The following is a 19096-nucleotide window of genomic DNA, read 5'->3' on the forward strand; positions in this document are numbered from 1 at the left end:
ATGAAAAAAGCCTAACTTTCTCTTTAAAGAGAAAGTTAGGCTTTTTATATTATTTAAATAAAGCAAAACACGAAACCAATACAAATAAGCAGTATAATCTATAATCCTACTGAGTTAATAATTCCAAAATACACCAGATCTTCAAATCGATTTTCTTTCCTCACATGGTCAATTAATATCCCTTCTTTTTTCAATCCTAATTTTTGCATCACTTTTCCTGAAGCTGGATTTGAATTAAAGTAACGAGCAAATACTTTGTGGTATTGCTTTTCTTCAAATGCAAAATTTAATATAGTTTGAGCTGCCTCTGTAGCATATCCATTTCCCCAAAATTTTTCACCAATCCAATAGGCTAATTCACCATTATTAAACTTTTGGTTGTTAGATAGCGCTATAGCTCCATATAATTCTCCACTTTCCTTATCTGTTATAGCAAATTCATATGATTTATTAGCATTAAAATTATCAAGATGATGCTCAATCCATGATAAAGCATCATCTATAGAGTATGGATAAGGTAGGTACAATGTATTTTTTTAATATTATAATTATTACAAAGTTTAGTAACAGCTACTGCATCAGATTTTTGAAACAGTCTTAGTACTAGCCTTTTAGTGGTAATTGTTTTATTTAGATTATCATATATCATAAGAAATCCCCCCTAATTTTGGATACTTATTCTTGCATATATTTACTATTGTCAACAACGGTTTATTTTTCCCCATTTCCAACGGTCAAAAAATCCCCGATTTCAGCGTTCAACCTTGTATAGGTTGAACGCCAGCCCGTTGTTTTTCTCTTAATCTATAGGATTGTCCTTTAATATTAAACGTTATTGAATGATGCAATAAACGATCGAGAACGGCCGTAGCTAACACATCATCTCCAAATATTTTTCCCCATTCAACATAGGATTTATTGGACGTAATAATTATAGATCCATGCTCATATCTTTTTGAGATGATTTGAAACAATAGGTTAGCGCTAAGCTCATCAAATGGAAAATATCCCATTTCATCAATAATTAATACATCAGGAACACACAATTTATTAACTAAGCGGGCAGTAGTTCCACGCTGCTCGGCCTTTTTACAAGATAATATAAAATCATCACATCTGGTGTAATAGGCCGTATTTCCTTGTTCTATTGCTTCAATTGTTAGACCAATTGCTAGGTGTGTTTTCCCTACTCCTGGCGGACCCAGGAGTAAGATATTTTCTCCATTTTGGATGAAACGACAAGTCATTACCTCCTTTACTCTACGTTCGTTTACACTTGTTTGAAATTCAAAATCAAAGTCCTCAATTTTTTTATAAAATGGTAGTTTAGACTTTTTAAGCCTTCTTTCAAGGTTTTGTCTCTCTTTACTTTCAATTTCTTGTAATAAAACGATGTTAAGAAAGTCAGAATATGATACATTATCTTTAGAGGCATCCTCTAAAATGCCTTCTATTCGATTTGAGGTTAGATGAAAACCTACACTTTTAAGACGTTCAGTTAGAAGGTTAGTGTTCATTCATATTCACCAACCTTTGACTGTTCTTCATACACCAAGAGGGAACGTTGTTCCACTTTTGGACCAGAGAGAGGATTGTGACCGGTCGCCAAACCTTTAGGTGTCACTTTCTTCTCTTCTTTTTTGTTTTCTTTGTAATGTTTCAATTGAGCGATTGATTTGGTATTCCCTTTGATTATTGGATGTGTCGCAATACAATCAAGTTCATAGTAAATTTCGATATGGTGTTCTAAGGTCTCTTTAATCTTCACTTCTGCTCCCTTATAACGGTAGGGGACAGAGTATAGTTTATTCTCGTAAGAGATATAGCCCTGTTGATCAACTTTAGTAGTTGTCCATCTACTCATTGGGAATAGCGGGCGTTGGTTCCAATTTAGTAATTTCTCTTGTTCCACTTCAAAACGTTCAAACGGTGATTCCCTGGTTGTTTGATTAGGCTTCTTATTAGCTATTTTGTCCAACCATTCTATTAGACTCTCATTCATCTTAACTAAGGATGGCTCCAACTTTCGCTGCATAAAGTTTTTCTTCACATAACCAACTGCGCTTTCCACTTTACCTTTTGATTGAGGACGAGCAGGTTTACAAGCTTTTGGAACAATGCCATAGTAAGCTAAAAATTCTTCAAACTTTCTATTGAATCTAATTTCAGTTGGACTATGCTTAATTACTACAGTTTTCATGTTGTCATAAAGAATTTGTGATGGAACACCATTAAAATACGAGAAAGCATTCATGTGGCATTTCATCAGTTGTTCCATGTTCATGGTTGTTGTAATCTCCATGTATTTCATTCTTGAATATCCAAGGACGATGACGAATACATAAAGTTTTTGTTTCTTACCGTCAATCTCGCGTTCCCCTAATTCACCCCAATCCATTTGAGCTTGTTTACCTGGAGGAGTTTCAAATCGGATACTTGACTGCTTATTAGGTTTTTCACGAAAGGGACTAATAAACTCCCTCAGTATTGTCATTTGGCCATCATAGCCCATTGCCTGTATCTCTTCTAACAAAACAACACAATTTGTGGTTCCTTCTTTAAGTCTCTTTAACAAATACTCTTTATAGTCATCTAATTTACTTCCTTTACTTTTTTTATCCCCTTTTCTCTTAGGAAGTTGATTTTGGTTTATGTACTTCCTAATGGTCTTTCTATCAAACCCTGTTTCTTCTGAAATTGCAGTTTGAGTCCATCCTTTCTGATGTAACTCTCTGATCATAAAAAATTCCCCGTCCTTTAACATATTGTCTCTCCACTCAAAAAATTTTGATGTAACGAGACAATTATCCGTTATTTTTGGGGAATTTTTAACCGTTTATATTGGGGATTTTATCACCGTTGTTAACACTATAATTATCCAAAAGTTCTTATTCAACTAAACTGCCAGTTAGCACAATAACAAAATGTCACAGCGGTCATCTTCATTAAGCAACAATTTAAATTATTTTATTAATAAATAACCATTGTTTAAACTGCTGTACTCCTAAATCATAATCAATTTCTTTATTGTAAATGGAAAAAATTCGTGTTCCAAAAGGTTCTAATGTTAATTCGTTTTCTGGGCTGATATTTTTAATCCCGTACCCTTTAAAATCAAAGAATATATCCCATATATCCTCAGAGTGTCTTTTAAATGCTATCGACTCATAATCACGATTATCCTCATAATAACCTAAATGAAGATGATATTTATCATCATACAAAATATCCATTAAGCACCTCTTATTTTTATCATTTAAATCAAACAATTAGGCAGATAGAATCAACAATCCTTCTTCAAGTAACCTGCCCCTTTAGTTTAATAAGAAAAGGTGATTACCCTTTGGTTCAGTAATCACCCCTGTCATTTCTATTTAATAAAGTTTATTTTATTTTCCTGACACCATTCAATCGCAATTTGTTTAAAACACTCGTCACGGTATGAATACCATTGTTCTTCCATTTCAAAATCTATTATTTTGTCCTTAAACCTTCTAAAGGCACCCTTTTCCTTAATTGCCCTTAATAAGGATTCCTGTTTACTTTGATCACTTACTGTTAAGCAAAAGTTTTCCATTATTTCATATTCATTCACTTCATATTTAGTAGGTAGTTCTTTGTAATTCTCAAAGTTTTCAACTACATCAATAGCAACTTTTCTATCTTCTTGTTCCCATTCAGGTAAATGATCGAACGGTTCTTCCTCTTCAGCAGCTCTTAAATTTTCCGAAGTTACTGAAATAATTTCACCCGCTTTAATACTTAGAAATGTACGAGATTCTTCAAACTGCATTTTCAATTCTTCAACAATAGATTGGAGCTTTACTGGATTATTCAATTATTGATCACCCTTTGTTTTTTTAATAATGCACCCGTTAATTCATAAAAAGGTGCAATCTACTTTTTTTAGTTTCCACGAACTGTTCATTCATTTTTTCGCTGTTTCCATTTCACATAATAATAGGCAGCCAATATTATTAGGAAGGTGGATGCAAAATTCAAAAACAAAAGACCGCCTTTTATCCATAAACTAAGTAACAACTTCTTTACTCCTTATTGAGCAGTTTGTGCTTATAAGTCATTAAATTCAGTTTTTTCAATTTCTTATTAAACTAAACTGCGATGAGAAGCCAAATAAAGAATATTCCTTTGAACTTCTTATTCCATATCCATGATCAACTAAACTGCTTCCCTACTCAAGGGATCAGATATGGTCTTTATATTGTTTATAAAAAAATCTCACCAAGTATTATAATATTGTTTTTAAATAAATTTTGTCTGTTGTTTTGAGAAGCTCTGTAATGAAATGAATGGGCAATTGTATTAAAAAAGAAAATTAATTTCGTCTGAGAGCGAATCTCAGACAGGTCCCACACTTTAATTCTATAAAATGTTTTTGTATTTTTTAATCAAAGAACTTGGAGGAAGAACATAGATAGAACAAGCATTCTGTGATAAAATGTAAGTAAAGATAATTAGGTATTATCTTTACTATACATAATATGATTATTTTAAACTAAATCCTAGGAGGTCAAAAAATTGAATTACTTGACTCTTCTTCAAAATTTGAATGGTGAACAGTACTTATCACGTTTGCAAGAGAATTTAAAAAATAGACACCTACTAGATGAAAATAGAAACCTTACTCTAGAAAATAGTTCCGAACAGGATTTTCTTGAATTGTTTTTTTTAGAGAAATTGTTTCCACAAGATAAAAAACTTTCTTCTCACACGGTTAAAGCATACCGCTCGGATGCAAAAACGCTGCTCAATTTTTTAACGGATCATTCCCTATCCTTTCGGGATATAGGATTTCCAGAAGTAAAAGCGTATAACAAATTTATCAAAGAAAAATATGCAGCAAAATCAGCTATCAGGAAATTAGAGTTTTTCAGAAGGTTATTGGACTTTGGTTATGAATCGGAATTTTACAAGGCACATCTATCCACATGGATATCCAAACCAGCATCTAAAAAAGGTCACTATATAATAGAAGAAACTCGTCGCGAAGAAGCTCAAACCCGTGTGCAAGTCAGGGAATTGAATCAGAGGGATGCTGAATTTCTTCTCTCCTTCTTTACTAAGATTGTGAAGGCAACACGAAATCGCGAACAATTGGAGAAGAGAAATTTACTCATTGGCTACCTCCTCTATACGACAGGACTTCGTGCAAGTGAACTTTTAAGCTTAAATTGGGGAAGTTTTCGATATAATCGAAAAGGGTATCTATTTGTAGATGTGATTGGAAAAGGGGATAAGCCTCGATCGATTCCTATTAGAGAAGAAACAGAACAAATTCTATTTAGTTATCGAAAAAGCATTGGTGAATCAGTTGAAATAAACATGCAAGATACAAGCCCGCTTTTTTTTGCTTTGTACAATAAAAATGAACCTCTTGTAAATAAAAAGCGATTAACATACCCAGCCTTATATAAGATCGTAAAGGAAGCGGTCCAGCTTACTGGAAAAAATTTGAGAGTTACCCCTCACTGGTTCCGTCATACATTTGTGACTCTACTTCTGGAGAATGATGTTCCTCTTGCGGTGGTTAAGGATTGGGCAGGCCATTCTGATATTTCCACTACGAATCTATACTTAGAACGAGTCAACCAGGATAACTCATATCTTCATTTAAATAAGGTTAACTTGTTTTAATGAAATTATTTATTTTATTAACATAAAAGCATTCCTTTGTTGTTTAAAAATATTCAATTGTAATAAAAGTGTTTTTACATGGTAGGAAGCGCCACAAAAGGAATATTTTTAGACTGTTTTTTTAATTTTTTTATGATTCTAAAGCTTGTATGTATGTACGGTAGTATGTTATTCCTTAGCGGCCGGTTTGTAACAATCTTCAGAATATTAGGGTACATACGTACCCTAAATCAATATTGGGGAATCACCCTTTGATGAACTTCTTTTAAAAAGTGACTGGGGATGAAAATGATGCCTTATGGATTTATTAGACATATTGAGGACAAAGGATACAGTTCAGAGACTGTAAAAAGTTATGAGAAAATGGTTAATCAATTTTTTAAATATATAATGAGCTCTTATCCTTTCAGTAAGGAGCCATTTCAAATTTCTCCAACTGATATTAAAAATTATTTGGATGAGCAATTAGAACGGGATTAGAGCATTTCTACGATCAACAAAGAATTAGCAATTATAAAGACATTTTTCCATTACCTTTGGGAGATTAACAAAGTACCGATGTGAGCGTCAAGTAGAAATGAACAATTTTGCTGATTATTTTTGAACACTTTCTTCATTAAAGATCCTTTGTCTGTTTCTCATTCTGTGGCTATCTTCATTGAAGCTCACAATCTCTGCACGATGAATCAGACGGTCTAATATGGCTGTAGCTACACCCACATCCCCAAGCAATTCTGTCCACTCCTTCGGAGATCGGTTGGACGTAAGGATGATTGATGAATGGTTATATAAATCATTGACTAGCTGAAAGAAAAGGTTGGCTTCTCTTGGGTCCATAGCTGCGTACATTAAGTCGTCAATGATGACTAGATGAGAGTCCTTAATTCTTTTTATCCTAGTTTGTGATTTCCTCGTGATGTCCAGAGTTTTTAACGTGTGGACCAATTCTCCCATTGATATAAATGAAACCTTATAGCCCTTTTGTATAGCTTCAAGTCCTAGTCCAACTGCCAAGTGGGTCTTACCGACTCCTGGAGGCCCCAATAGGATTAGGTTAAAGAGCTGCTCCACCCATGCCAATTCCTTTAATTGATTAAATTCCTTTTGGCTCATCGATTCCTGTTCCTCTAAATTAAAATCATCCAAAGGGGCTATACATGGAAAAGAGGCAAGTTTAAGCCTTTTTTCCATGTTCTTTTCATCTCTTTTGTTTCGTTCGTACTCTACCAGATTATTTAAGAAAGAAAGGTAGCTAACTTGATCTTTCTCAGCTTTGGCCAGAATAGCGGGAAGCTCTTTTGAAGCTTCCGAGAGTCGGAGAGATACGAGGGCATCCTGAAGTTTCTGGATCTGTCTCATTTAACTCCCTCCATGATTGCGACATATTGATCAAATGGACGCTGCTTAGCTTCTTCGTTAAGTAACGGCAATTCCTCTATATCGGCAGATGTTGGTTTAGTTTCAGCGATAGCGTTTAGACTGTTCAAGTTAACTTGGCGCTGGCGTTTCAATAACTGGACCACATCCTGAAAATCGTTAGCGCTAAAAAGTTGTCTTTCCATACATAACGCAAGTGAATCATCAAGTACTTCGACAGAACTTACATCAATACACTTTTTTATGATACTCAACTGATCACGGAGATATCTTGGATATCTTTTTCGTAACTCCTGAAAATACATCTGGGCCATCTCACCGTTTGTAAAGTGGCTACCCACAGCCTCCATTAATTCATTAAGTCCTCTAGAGCGGTCACGCTGATGGGATGTATTACGAATCAGTTGACCTTTATCGGGGCTGATTGAATGACTTGCCAATACTTCTCCTGTCTCTTTGACATAAATGATTAGTTTATTTTCTTTATTTCTCATTATCTGAACTTCTGGGTGTTTCTGATAGGTGCCGAGAGGCACCGTATAACGGTTCGAAAGGAATAATACCGTGTTGTCCTTCCGTACACTTCTTGTTATACTATTATTACTATTATGATTTAATAGGCTGACCTGCCTCATGTGTTGCTTTTCCAGGAGAAACACATCGGCGGGTCTTCTTTTTGTCCCATTGTGGATTTTACCGTTTCCTGTTCTGCCCAGCCAGTGCTGGCACTGCTCATTCCAGGAATCAATATTGTTAAAAACTCTATGTAGTACAAAGTTTTTCTTGATGAACCCCACGGCGTTCTCGACCCTTCCTTTGCTTTCAGGATCTGCCTTCCGGCATAAAACCACCTTAAACTTTACTTCGTTGACAAACTGCTGAAATTCCTCAGTCAGTAGGAGATCGCCTTCATTTTCGGAGACCACCAACAAACGATCCTGATCATATAGAATTTCCTTAGAGACTCCACCAAAAGCAACAAACGCTTTTTTATGGGCTTCAACTACATCCTTGGTAGTAAAGGGACGATTTTGAAACCAAACATATTTGTATCTCGAGTGAGCAAGCACAAATACGATAAACATGAGTTTGACCGGCTTTCCAACTTTATTTCTTACGGTGACAAATCCAAAGTCAGCCTGTATTTGTTCACCCATTGGAGGATCAGGTATTGCCTCATAGTTTCGTTTCTGAGCCTCTTTAGGGATAGAAAACTCCTCTCGAAGTTCCTTCACATAATTCCGTACGGTACTTTCACCAACTTTGAAGGTGGGGAATTTATCTTTCAGCCAATCATTTACCTGTGCTGCGGAAATGTCCGGGTATTCCCTTAGCCATTTCAAGATCAATTCTTTATGTATATCTAATTTCTTCGTTCTGATCATAGTTGATGCCGTCCATTCTGCCATTTCATCTGGTGACTTCTTAAGGTACTTATATACTGTATTTCTTGATAGCTCTAACTTTCTCGCGATAGCTGAAACGCTGTAGCGCTGATTAACCAGTCCTCTAATCTGTATGTACATTTCAAACTTATCCACCTTCCAAATCCTCCTGCCTTTATCTTAGAACCTAAAAATCTATGATAAAGGCAATAGGTATTCTAGTAAATAAGTGTTCATATTTATTTGGCGTAAACTGTTCACTTTATTCTAGCAGTCACAACCGATTGATCCAGCTGTAAAGATAAAACGTTTGAAAGTTGAAAAGGAGCTTAAAGTATTAGTCACCTATGATGAATTACTAACTATATTGGAAAAAGTTCTGTCGAACTCGGAGTATTCTAAATTAAGAAAAGCAATATTCCTCTTAGCGGTAAAGGGATTGAAGACAGCAGATTTTCGTTTTACAAAGGATGATGTTTCGGATAGCATCGAAGATAATAAAATTATCATTCAACTCAGGAATCGTTCCATTTCCTTAAAGGATGCTGAGGCCACCTACTTTCGGGAGTTTTATCATGAAACAGTATATAGTGAAAATGAATATGTTTTCACTACAACACCGCATGGTAAGCAAAATGGTGGACCCATTCAGGTTATGTCTATTCTTAACCATTTAAGAGCAATATCGCAATATTATCTAGATGAAAACTTTCCCGCTTTAACTCTAATATCTATTCGTAGAGCATTTGCCTTACATTGAACTTGGAATTGAGGAAAATTCCGCTTCTAATTATTTAAAATACATTATAGAAGGAAATATAAGTAAATAATAAAATAGTTCATAGAATTATAATTTGCATTTTTCCTTAATTTAGGATGTTGTAGATTTGCATTCTAACGAATTTATCTTTTTATTTATGTATTACCCCTCAACTAATTACGCCGTATGTCAATTGATTGAAAATTCAGTTATTTTGTTTGTTATATTTGTCTTATCTTTTTAAAAGATACCCTTACTCAAAAATAACCTTACACTTTCCTTTATCCTTACAGTGAAATAAATTATGTAAACTTAATAACATTAATGATTTTGAAAACGTTTATAACAATAACATATATTAATGTTTATATTATATATTTCAATATATATTTATATGGTATTAGTGTTATAGTGTTTTTGACACCCATAATTTACCCATAGTTGACGGTATTGCCTGTCCGGAAGTTGACGAGTATAATGTCCACGTATAATTCCGGAGAAAGGAAAAGACAGATGACCACATGGTTAAACGGGTGATTGAGGGAGAATTTTCGTAATTCTCCCTTATTTAAAATTCGGTTTGGACAGTAAATCCATCAAATTACGGACATCTAATTTCGTCAATTTTTGGACTATATAATATATCAAAAACACTTTTTAACAGTGAAAAGAAAAACGTCACCCATTAAGGTGACGTAATTTGTTATAGGTTCTTACCGGACGAACCACTACCTTTCGTTGAAAACAGGAGTAGTAAAGTTACTTTAAAGATAAAACTGTAATCATGCGTCTTCAAAATTCGAGTATCATAAATGGATAGCTGACCTATGCATAGTTTTCGAGTTTATCAGAATTACTAACCCTAAGACTTAATGCATACGCAGTCTTTCCTACGACCTTTTTTTCAGTAGATGATAATATAGTGGACTTCCTTTAACGGCTTTCCCTGTAAGACTTAACACAAACTCGCTAAACATCGTGTTAGACCATGCAAACCAATCCCTAGTAAACTCTTCAGGGCAATCGGCATTAAAGCCTTCATGCATAAAATTTGTGCCGCCGTCTGTATTTTTAAAATACGACAATATCTTTTGCTTTTGTGCTTCATCAGTAGTTGTCATACCTTGAATCGCAAGGGCAATATGCCAAATGTAGTGATCAGGGGTATGCGGACTGCCGATCCCCTTCGCATATTTCCCTTCGTAATAGTAAGGATTATCCCTGCTTAAAAGGAAAGAGCGAGTATTTAAATACGTTGAATCATCAAATGGAAGATAGCCTAAATAGGGTGCCGCAAGGAGGCTCGGTACATTGGCATCATCCATTAAATTGATCCTCCCTTCACCATCGGTTTCATACACATACATGTCACCGTAAATCGGGTGGTCAAACCTCGCATATTGTTCAATCCCCTCTTGAATCTCATCACGAAGCTTTAAGCATTCCTCATTTAATGAAGCATGGTGAAGAACTTCCTTACACATTTCTGCTGCATATCCTAAAATAACAACCGCAAACATATTAGCCGGAACAAGGTATCCATAGGTACAGGCATCATCACTCGGACGAAAAGCACTCCAGGTCATCCCAGTTGGAACAACACGACCGCCTTTTCCATCGCGAATTAATGTATCGGATTGACGGCAATCGGAACGCTTAAACCGATAGGAAGAAAGACTTTCATGATCCTGCTCTGTCCGCCAAACCTGGATAATCGTTTCAATGACATTTTGGAACGTTTCATCCAGATGCGTGGTACGTCCTGTCGATTTCCAGAATAAATAGGCTAACTGAACGGGATAGCACAGGGAGTCAATCTCGTATTTCCGCTCCCAAATATGTGGTGTCATTTTTGTATCATCGTTTTGATATCCTCTGCAATTTGCTGTTTCATTAAAGGCGTTGGCATAAGGATCGTGTAAGATAAAAGCAAATTGCTGGCGAATAACCCCTTCCAGCAAATCAGCGATTTCTTCATCCTCTTCAGCTGCAAGTAAATAAGGTCTTACCTGTGCAGCAGAGTCTCGTAACCACATCGCTGGAATGTCTCCGGTAACCACGAATGTTTTTCCATCCTCTTGTTTTTTCATCGTTGTTTCGTACGTATTAACAAAACATTTTTCGAACGTTAGCTGCAGTTTTTCATCCTGAGGAAAGTATTCCTTTACATGATTAATAAGCTTGATTAAAGATTGCGGGATTGTAACGGTCATTTTTTCGCTCCTATCATTGTTTTTGGAAACCAAGTGTGATTATTTCATGACTTTTAACGTCATATAAATCCTTTGATTCTTTTGTTTTTTCTTCAAGAATCGTACTTTTATAGGATGTGAAATTCATGTCTATCGAAGCCTTAAGGCTCTCGCTTGCTCCTGCCGGATTAAACCAGCGAATCATCACATCATCATTCTCCTCTGCCACCTTCATCGATGTCCATACAAGTCCGCCAGGTTCAGAAGTAACAAACTGATGAGAAGCTGGCAGTGTTCCTTCATGACAGTATGTCTGTACAGTGTTGAGAGGAACTTTATATTGATACGCTTCAACAAATGCCTTTGCAGTAATCACATCTTTTTTATGTGGCAAAACAAGCCATTCTGCTGTCTGGATTCCTAAGCATTGTGCTTCAGGAGTCGGGAAGTATCCCCAGTCCCCAAGCTCTGCTACCGAACGAAGCACGGTGACCGCAATCGTTCCGTCCTCTGGCAGTATCTCGTATTCCTGCAGACCATCGGTTGCAACGGTCAGCCCCGCATTGTCATCTGATAAACTGGCAAATCGCTGCAGATGGTGGCAAAAACTAGGATTCTTCCATTCCTTTTCCGGCCTGTTCGGACGATTTACAATTTCAAAAATACTATCCGCTTGATGTGTTTCCGTTTTCAGCCCAGTTGGGAACAGAACACGCAGGCGGTGATCCATTGCTTGATTGTCGATTGTAAGCATAAAGGATGGTCCTTTCATTCCTTTTTCAAGTGTAACAACAGTTCGAAAAGAAATGGTGGTCGGTTCACTCGATCTGCCCGCTGTTCTTCCCGTATGCCAAACCAGGTTATGACGTTCAATCGCTAAACGGTCGTCCGCAGAAACCGGAACCGTTAACTTGTGCTGGAACTCAAGGACCGTTCGAAGTGCGCCTCTTTCTACGAATCTAAATTCTGCAGGAACCCCTTTAGTCGTGATTGGATTAAGCCCAGTCGCTTCCTTGAACATATATTCGTTACCGATATCTCCTGTGTCCTCGTAAATTCCGAGACCTTGGAACGTTTGGTCCGTTTCCTTTGAGGTCAAATCATAAGTGCCATCCTCATGGAACTGGAGATGGACAAATTCATTTTCCATTTCAAGCCAACCAGCAGGAGACTCTATCACTGGCTGTACTGGCGCCTGCTCGTCAGGTATTAAATAGAAGGTCTTATATCCGAAGGCAGGTATATCCTCCGCATAGAATGATAGAACGGCCCTTTTCGCATAAAACGGCTGTCGAAATTTATCACCTGGTAAATCGTAGCCAAATTCCACCGCAGGACTCTCTAGCTGAAATTCGCAAATCCTCCCCTGATCATCAATAAGTTTGTATCCTGGCAGCTCTTTTTCCTCTAAATACATTGGAATTTTTCCAAGAGGCATCTGGGAAAAGTACACTTTTTCAAGATCCACCTTTTTGGTTACCACTTCAAATTTGTCCCATCCTGTGGTATTGATAACAACCAATGGAATGCCGCCATCCGGGGTCTGTGATGTATCAATCGCCGTTGCAAGCTCTGCTGCTTGTTCTTTTACAAACACTTCTCCCATTTGAAGGACACTTTCAAAGCGGGTAACCATTTCGCGGTGAACATCATCGACACTGCAGCCGCAAATGCTGTCATGGGGATGATTTTTCATTAGTGATTTCCACATAAAACGGATATATTCCCGCGGATACGTTCCATTGGCTAAGAAGCCAAATGCACCAAGCGGTTCTGCCACCTTTTCCAAAAGCGTTTGACAACGGTGATTCCATTGCTTTAAGTAAATACGGGCAGAGGCGGTATTGACGAGTGTCGACCATCCGTCTGTCCGCTGATTACGCAATTCCCCTTCAATAACTTGCAGCTTTTCCGGCAGATTATTTTTTAGTGATTCTGTATATTCGTCAAAGCTGGAATGTTTGAAATTGTAATCAGGATAAAGGGCGGAGGCTGTTTCAATTGCCGCTGGAATCGTTTTTTGCAGCGGCTGGTGATCGCAGCCATTCATGAATAATAATTGATTCGTCGATGCATATCTTTCAGCATCTTGTAGCTTTTGCTTCCAAAACGCTTTCGCTTCCACTTCATCAACGGGAATTTCATTCCCGTTCGAATACCAATTCGCAAATAATATCCCTAATACACTTGAACCGTCCGGCGATTTCCAGATCATCTCAGAAAAGGGTGATTCAAAGCTAGGGGAGTCTGATACTGTATTATTAAAGCCTGTCGGTTTAACCCCTCTTCCGAAGGCCGCAGTATCAATATGCGCTTGTGTTAAAAGCTGGGGCGCCTGCCCATAAATACCGAATGTATCAGGAAAATAGCCAATTTTTGAGACATGTCCATAGGCCTTTGCATCATTCATGCCAATGAGTAAATTTCTTACATTGGCTTCAGAGCTTGTTAAAAAAGCATCCTGGAGCACATACCATGGTCCAATATAGAGCTTTTCCTCTTCGATTAATTGTTTAACCATTTCACGTTTTTCTGGGTGAACCGCGAAATAATCCTCTAATAAAACGGTTTGACCATCCAGATGAAACGACTGAAACGCATTTCCTTCCTTTTGGAACTGTAGAATCAGTTCATTCATTAGTTTAATATAGTAGTAGCGATGTTTTTCAAAAGGTAAATACCACTCTCTATCCCAATGTGAATGGGAGATAATATGGGCTGTCTTCTTCAAGTGACTCCCCCTCCTCCAATTATTCGACGCGCGTTTTCTTCCCCGGTCTGGCCTTCATCTATTTCCCTATATTCGTCTAAAAAAAGTAGCCAAGTCTAAAGGAATTCGGCTACTTTTTATCAATTTTTCCCATTTTATTTGAATGTACGAAGAAAGCTTATGGCCTCACGAATATCATGAACAGGATTGGTCCCTACTTCTCTTTCAATGGTTAAGTAACCTTGATAACCAATCTCTTCTAGGGCTACGAAATAGCTTGGGAAGTCAACACTGCCTTCACCTAAAGCTAGCTCACGGAAATATTCCCCTTCGGGTTACCATCTTGGCAAGTAGTTCATGATCCACTCCGCCGCCGTATCCCAGCGCCCCATAAACATCACGCGGGTCTACCGGTTTATATCTGATTCCATCCTTCACATGGGTATGGACGATATAATCCTTAAGCAGCTTAACACCTTCAACTGGATCATCTCCCGTCACCATGACCATATTCGCAGGGTCAAAATTGACGGAAACACCATTGGTACTAAGTGTATCCAAGAACGTCTTCAGTCTTAAGGAAGTTTCCGGGCCAGTTTCAATCGCAAAATAAGCATCTAAACTTTTAGCATAGACCCCTAATTCATCACATGCCTTTTGCATCGACTCATACACACGAGTTGCAGGATCTTCAGGGATAATCCCAATATGGGTCGTAACAATATTCGTTCCTAGTTCAACGGCCAAATCTAGGATTCTCTTTGATTTCTCAATTTTTTGCGGATTCATTTCCTGATCCTGAAATCCATGTCCCCCGAGATCTCCGCAAAGAGCAGATATCTCTAACCCTAATGAAGAGATGTAATCTTTTAAATCCTTCCTCGCAGCAGAAGTTAAATTTTCAGGAGCCATCTCACCATCAACAGCATAAATTTGGACGCCGTCAGCTCCTAGCTCTTTAGCTGTCTTTAAACCTTCACGGAGTGGAAGCCTTAGGCTGTCCACAATAATCCCGATACTATTTGACAACTTCATAAACCTTCACCTCATCCCAGATTCTTTTTACATTTTCCATCCCAATCTTCGTACCAACCTGACAATCTTCCATTCCCTCAAATTCGATGGTAAGATAGCCGTCATATCCAGATCCTTTAACGAGCTTCATGATTTCACGGATATTTATATCACCATGTCCAACAATAGCGCCGCGCAAATAATTGCCATTGACCGTACGGAACCAATCCCCGCCGCCAGGATTCTCATAATAAGGACGAATATAAAAATCTTTAAAATGGACAGTGGCAGCATATTTAATATTTTTCTTTACGCCAACAAGCGGATCTTCATCAGCACAAAGGAAATTCCCAACATCCACTGAACTTTTGAAATTAGCGCGGTTTACGGCATGGATTACCCGCTGCACCCGATCGCTTGATTGCACATTGAATCCATGGTTTTCGATTGTAGTCGTGATTCCAAATTGGGCGGCATAGTCTGCAAGCAGTTGACTGCCGCGCACCATTTGATCAAAATGCTTTTCAAAATGATGAATCGTCATTTCTTCTGGTGTAAGTGTAAATGCAGTAACATCATGGCGCATGATTTTGATTCCCATCCGATTTACGGTGTCTACATGCTGCTTAAGGCGCTCCAGTTCCGCATCAAACGCTTCTTCTGTCGGCTGAATGAAATTAGCTGGCAGAGAATAGGCAGACAGTTCAATGCCAACTGCTTTTGCTTTTTCCCTGATTTGATCGGCCAATTCTGGCTGATCAACAACCGTAAAGCCATAAGGTACAAGCTCAAGGTGCTCACCGCCGTTATCGGCAACCCATTGTACGGCACCTAAAATATCAAGTTTCCCGGCATTAATATCCTTCAAAAGACTATAAGAACTAATTCCTACTTTCATGTTACTACACTCCTTTTATCTGCATATTTTTAATCTTCACTTCATCTTCCCGATACGTACCAACAATTTCTCCCGTCTTGGCAGTAGCGAATAAAACACTTCTTTCGGATTCTAGTAAAAATTCATACGTCTGGTCTGTTTCAGGATCGGTAATCTTCACATTCGTTGTAACTCCAAACTCAGAAACAAAGATAAACAGGTTCCCATTCTCAAATTCTAGTTTCCGGCCATAAACACCTGGAAAGTCCCCTTCATGCCAGATTAAATGTTCCTTAACACCAGCACGATTTAAGCTATATTGATATAAACATTGAATCGATTCATTCCGTTCATTCAGTTCAACAGGAAGCGGGGACCAGATGATTTTTCCCTTGCCATAGTCATATTCCTTTACTTCTAAATTTCCAGTTCCGGAGATTTCCTTAACCACTTCCGCAATCCGCTTATCACCAAATGAGAAAGGCAGGGTCATGTTATCAACCACCAGCAGTTCTTCGCGCAGGACATTGACAAGTTGGGATGGGCCCGCTATTTCTTTCATCCGATCGGTTTCATTCCAGTATTCATCAAGACTCATTGGTCCAGTAAAAAGCAGCGTAACATCGTGCGTTTTTACAAAGTCTAGTAGTTCCGCTAAAGCCTCTGATTGAAAATTATGTGGACTTGGAACCATGATCACCTTTGGAGGTTCACAAGCTAAGCTCGATAAATCATACTCACTTAACGCCCTGAATGGCTGGTTAAGCTCATAGGCTAGTATCCTCGTTAATTTCGTTGTTGCATCAAAGGCAAGCCTGCGATTAGAAAAATCATTGGAATAGGGGAAAATGACAACAATATCTTCAAGCTTCCGGTTTTCAAATAAATGCCCAACTTCTTTGATAAAGCGGCCAAAATCATAAGAAACATTGGCTTCCGGCTTTTCGGTCCCGTCGGCACGGAGCGCTCCAATATTCGATTCATTAATATTGTTCATAAAATAATTGGTATTCCAAAGCCATTGAACCGCACCCGCACCGCCAGATGCAAAGGAATAGGCATACTTTCTTTCCAGAATATTGCGGAGCTCTTCCTCCGACCGTTTCGCCTGATTATTTGGTTTTTCTACATACATGATTCCGGTTTCTTGAATCAAATTAGGTTTATCAACGGTCTTTGCAAAAATACCATCCCAGAGTAAATGGTCCATCGCCCACCAAGTGTGGTTCGAGGTATAGTCAACAGCTTCACCATAAAAGAATGGTGAAGGACGCTGACCCATTAATGCTTCATCCTGTCCCACAGTGATTAACTGATCGGCTGCTAATTTTCTGATCGTACTCGAAAGCTTGTGAATCCAATCATTATGCTTATCCATCGTATATAACGTGTAATCTAACCATTTCAACCCTCGTTTGCCGGCTGCCATATCCTGAATATGGGTATTAATTTCCCGAATCATTGGCGGCCTTACATGATCAAAGGATGGAAGCTCATTCGGTGTTAGATTCCAGCGCTCTTGAAGCTTGGCAATATCACCATGTCTTTTCTTGATCCACTCTCGATATTCACTTACGTCATAGCTGTCTTGAAGCGTCCTTGGACCAGAAAAAGTTTGTTTCGGATCAAAAAGCGATGGTTCGTTAATAAGGTCCCAATGAACATTCGTCGTGGTCTGGTGTCTCGTAACAATTGATGTAATAAATCGTTTTTGCGCCTCGATACTTCTTGGATCAAGATAAGGGTTTTCCCCTTCCCATTCTTCCGGGGTAAACGAGAAAAAGTTAAACGTTAATTCGATGTCATATTGCTTCGCAGTAAGTATAAAGGCGTCGATGGCTCTTAGTACACTCTCGTCCATATGGCCATCCACAAACATCATGTTGCGCCACGCCGTCCAAATTCCTGTCCTCACATAATTGATTCCAGCTGCTTTCATCGCGGAAAAATCTTTATTCCAAACACTTGGATTAGGGAGAAACAGAAAATACCTGGCAACATCTGACGTCATGTATGTCATGCCAACAACCGGGAATGGCTGATTATTTTTCAAGAAGTAGTCTCTTCCGCAGACAAGCGGCTGCCCGCCTTCAAGCAGCGCTTGATCCCTAAACCAAAATCCTTGGTGAAGGACTCGTTCTTCTCCAACATCACTGGTTAACCGGCAGGTAAGCTCATAAAAACCAGGCTCAAATTCCTTCTTATCTAAATAGATTTTCTGGATATAAAGCTCTTTTGTAATATCAGCCTTTAAGCAATGTTTCTCAAGGGTCTTCCCTTCTTTTGTAAGGGTAAGTTCTAACCCCCAATTAGCTTGCTCTTTCCATAAGGACTGTGCCAGAAAAGTAATCATAGGGACCTCATGATACTCATATGAAGCATAGTTGGTTTTCAGCCATAGCTCTGTCACACCACTTGCAGCAAAATCTGCTAACTCCCGTAAAAAGCGGCATCCCTTATCATTCCAAAACTCACTCGTTAGTGACTGGTTGATAAAAATCCATCTTCCACCGGTAAATTTCCCCTTATAGTTTTCGATTAATACCGATGGTGCAGCAACCTCCCGCCCGCTCTCTGATATTCCCTTCAGTAACGGGTATACTCTTGCATCCATCGGACCGCATGATCCCATTTCGTGTTCAATCGAAGAGGACTTCGTTGGATGTAGAATAAAATTAGCAGTATCCAAAACGGTAAATAGTTCCTCATAATCTTTAAAAATCGGAAATTCATTGGAATGAATCAATTTTTCAATCGGTTTTCTATCAACCTTTAATACTTCATGGATAGTAAGCTCCGCATGGTATGCCGTTTGCTCCCGCTCGGGGACCCATTCGCCATTCACTAGATTACATGGTTTTCTAAAAGGGGCTCCTCCTATCCCGACAAACCCTTTCCCCTTTTTTAAATAAGCAGTAATGGAACCCCATGCGCTTTTTGGAAAATAGGAACCATGTAAATGAATGAAGCATTCTATTTCACGCTCAAGAGCATTGATTAATTCATCAGCCTTGACGAACTCGGCTTGCTCTTGTAATTTCTTCAGTAATTCTTTCGTTGGCCTTTGACCCTCATAAGGGAAGGTCTCGTCATAAAAAATAACCACTTTAGAGTTCAAGCTAAAGG

At 38.3% G+C, this 19096-nt stretch carries 12 protein-coding genes and 2 pseudogenes; 2 read left to right on the forward strand and 12 right to left on the reverse strand.

What is annotated here, in order from left to right:
* Nucleotides 1-98: 98 nt before the first annotated feature.
* From QF028_RS12265 to QF028_RS12285, 5 genes and pseudogenes are all read right to left on the reverse strand, one after another.
* Nucleotides 99-649: pseudogene (locus QF028_RS12265) on the reverse strand (GNAT family N-acetyltransferase).
* A 109-nt stretch (nucleotides 650-758) separates the two neighbouring features.
* Nucleotides 759-1517 carry an IS21-like element helper ATPase IstB gene (gene istB / locus QF028_RS12270; RefSeq protein WP_429465737.1) on the reverse strand — a complete coding sequence of 253 codons (759 nt, stop codon included), beginning with the start codon at nucleotides 1515-1517 and terminating at the stop codon, nucleotides 759-761.
* The gene (gene istA / locus QF028_RS12275) at nucleotides 1514-2764 is read right to left on the reverse strand and encodes an IS21 family transposase (protein WP_429465739.1); all 1251 of its coding nucleotides are present in this window, start codon (nucleotides 2762-2764) and stop codon (nucleotides 1514-1516) included. Before istA (QF028_RS12275) ends, istB (QF028_RS12270) begins: the two co-directional genes overlap by 4 nt.
* A 193-nt stretch (nucleotides 2765-2957) precedes the next feature.
* Nucleotides 2958-3233, reverse strand: a complete 276-nt coding sequence (locus tag QF028_RS12280) for a DUF3986 family protein (protein ID WP_429465741.1) — start codon at nucleotides 3231-3233, stop codon at nucleotides 2958-2960.
* 137 nt (nucleotides 3234-3370) lie between these two features.
* Nucleotides 3371-3838 carry a UPF0158 family protein gene (locus tag QF028_RS12285; RefSeq protein WP_429465743.1) on the reverse strand — a complete coding sequence of 156 codons (468 nt, stop codon included), beginning with the start codon at nucleotides 3836-3838 and terminating at the stop codon, nucleotides 3371-3373.
* A gap of 701 nt (nucleotides 3839-4539) precedes the next feature.
* Between QF028_RS12285 and QF028_RS12290 the strand changes: the two genes are divergently transcribed.
* Nucleotides 4540-5655, forward strand: a complete 1116-nt coding sequence (locus tag QF028_RS12290) for a tyrosine-type recombinase/integrase (RefSeq protein ID WP_429465745.1) — start codon at nucleotides 4540-4542, stop codon at nucleotides 5653-5655.
* A 594-nt stretch (nucleotides 5656-6249) separates the two neighbouring features.
* On the opposite strand, the gene istB (QF028_RS12295) is transcribed toward QF028_RS12290, so the two are convergent.
* Complete coding sequence (istB, locus tag QF028_RS12295) at nucleotides 6250-7014, reverse strand: IS21-like element helper ATPase IstB (RefSeq protein ID WP_429465747.1); 765 nt, start codon at nucleotides 7012-7014, stop codon at nucleotides 6250-6252.
* On the reverse strand, nucleotides 7011-8573 hold the full coding sequence (istA, locus tag QF028_RS12300) for an IS21 family transposase (RefSeq protein WP_429465749.1): 1563 nt from the start codon (nucleotides 8571-8573) through the stop codon (nucleotides 7011-7013). Before istA (QF028_RS12300) ends, istB (QF028_RS12295) begins: the two co-directional genes overlap by 4 nt.
* Nucleotides 8574-8727: 154 nt before the next feature.
* Between istA (QF028_RS12300) and QF028_RS12305 the strand changes: the two genes are divergently transcribed.
* Nucleotides 8728-9177 (forward strand): hypothetical protein, encoded by a 450-nt coding sequence (locus QF028_RS12305; protein WP_429465751.1) that lies wholly within the window; start codon nucleotides 8728-8730, stop codon nucleotides 9175-9177.
* Nucleotides 9178-10067: 890 nt separating this feature from the next.
* Here the strand turns inward: QF028_RS12305 and QF028_RS12310 are convergent.
* From QF028_RS12310 to QF028_RS12330, 5 genes and pseudogenes are all read right to left on the reverse strand, one after another.
* Nucleotides 10068-11390, reverse strand: a complete 1323-nt coding sequence (locus QF028_RS12310) for a glycoside hydrolase family 125 protein (RefSeq protein ID WP_429465753.1) — start codon at nucleotides 11388-11390, stop codon at nucleotides 10068-10070.
* A gap of 13 nt (nucleotides 11391-11403) precedes the next feature.
* A complete protein-coding gene (locus tag QF028_RS12315; protein WP_429465755.1) occupies nucleotides 11404-14100 on the reverse strand; it encodes an alpha-mannosidase in 2697 nt (898 codons plus the stop codon).
* Between the two features lie 134 nt (nucleotides 14101-14234).
* Nucleotides 14235-15114 (reverse strand): annotated as a pseudogene (locus QF028_RS12320) (sugar phosphate isomerase/epimerase family protein).
* Nucleotides 15098-15991: a sugar phosphate isomerase/epimerase family protein gene (locus QF028_RS12325; protein ID WP_429465756.1), complete on the reverse strand. Its 894-nt coding sequence runs from the start codon at nucleotides 15989-15991 to the stop codon at nucleotides 15098-15100. Before QF028_RS12325 ends, QF028_RS12320 begins: the two are co-directional and overlap by 17 nt.
* Nucleotides 15992-15995: 4 nt before the next feature.
* Nucleotides 15996-19088 carry a cellulase family glycosylhydrolase gene (locus QF028_RS12330; RefSeq protein ID WP_429465758.1) on the reverse strand — a complete coding sequence of 1031 codons (3093 nt, stop codon included), beginning with the start codon at nucleotides 19086-19088 and terminating at the stop codon, nucleotides 15996-15998.
* Between the last annotated feature and the right edge of the window lie 8 nt (nucleotides 19089-19096).

The organism is Neobacillus sp. B4I6 (assembly GCF_050434045.1).
Taxonomy (GTDB): Bacteria; Bacillota; Bacilli; order Bacillales; family Cytobacillaceae; genus Neobacillus.

Coding starts and splice junctions, on each gene's coding strand:
- QF028_RS12310 (WP_429465753.1), bottom strand. CDS start 11,390: ATGACCGTTACAATCCCGCAATCTTTAATCAAGCTTATTAATCATGTA.
- QF028_RS12280 (WP_429465741.1), bottom strand. CDS start 3,233: ATGGATATTTTGTATGATGATAAATATCATCTTCATTTAGGTTATTAT.
- QF028_RS12325 (WP_429465756.1), bottom strand. CDS start 15,991: ATGAAAGTAGGAATTAGTTCTTATAGTCTTTTGAAGGATATTAATGCC.
- istB (WP_429465737.1), bottom strand. CDS start 1,517: ATGAACACTAACCTTCTAACTGAACGTCTTAAAAGTGTAGGTTTTCAT.
- istA (WP_429465739.1), bottom strand. CDS start 2,764: ATGTTAAAGGACGGGGAATTTTTTATGATCAGAGAGTTACATCAGAAA.
- istB (WP_429465747.1), bottom strand. CDS start 7,014: ATGAGACAGATCCAGAAACTTCAGGATGCCCTCGTATCTCTCCGACTC.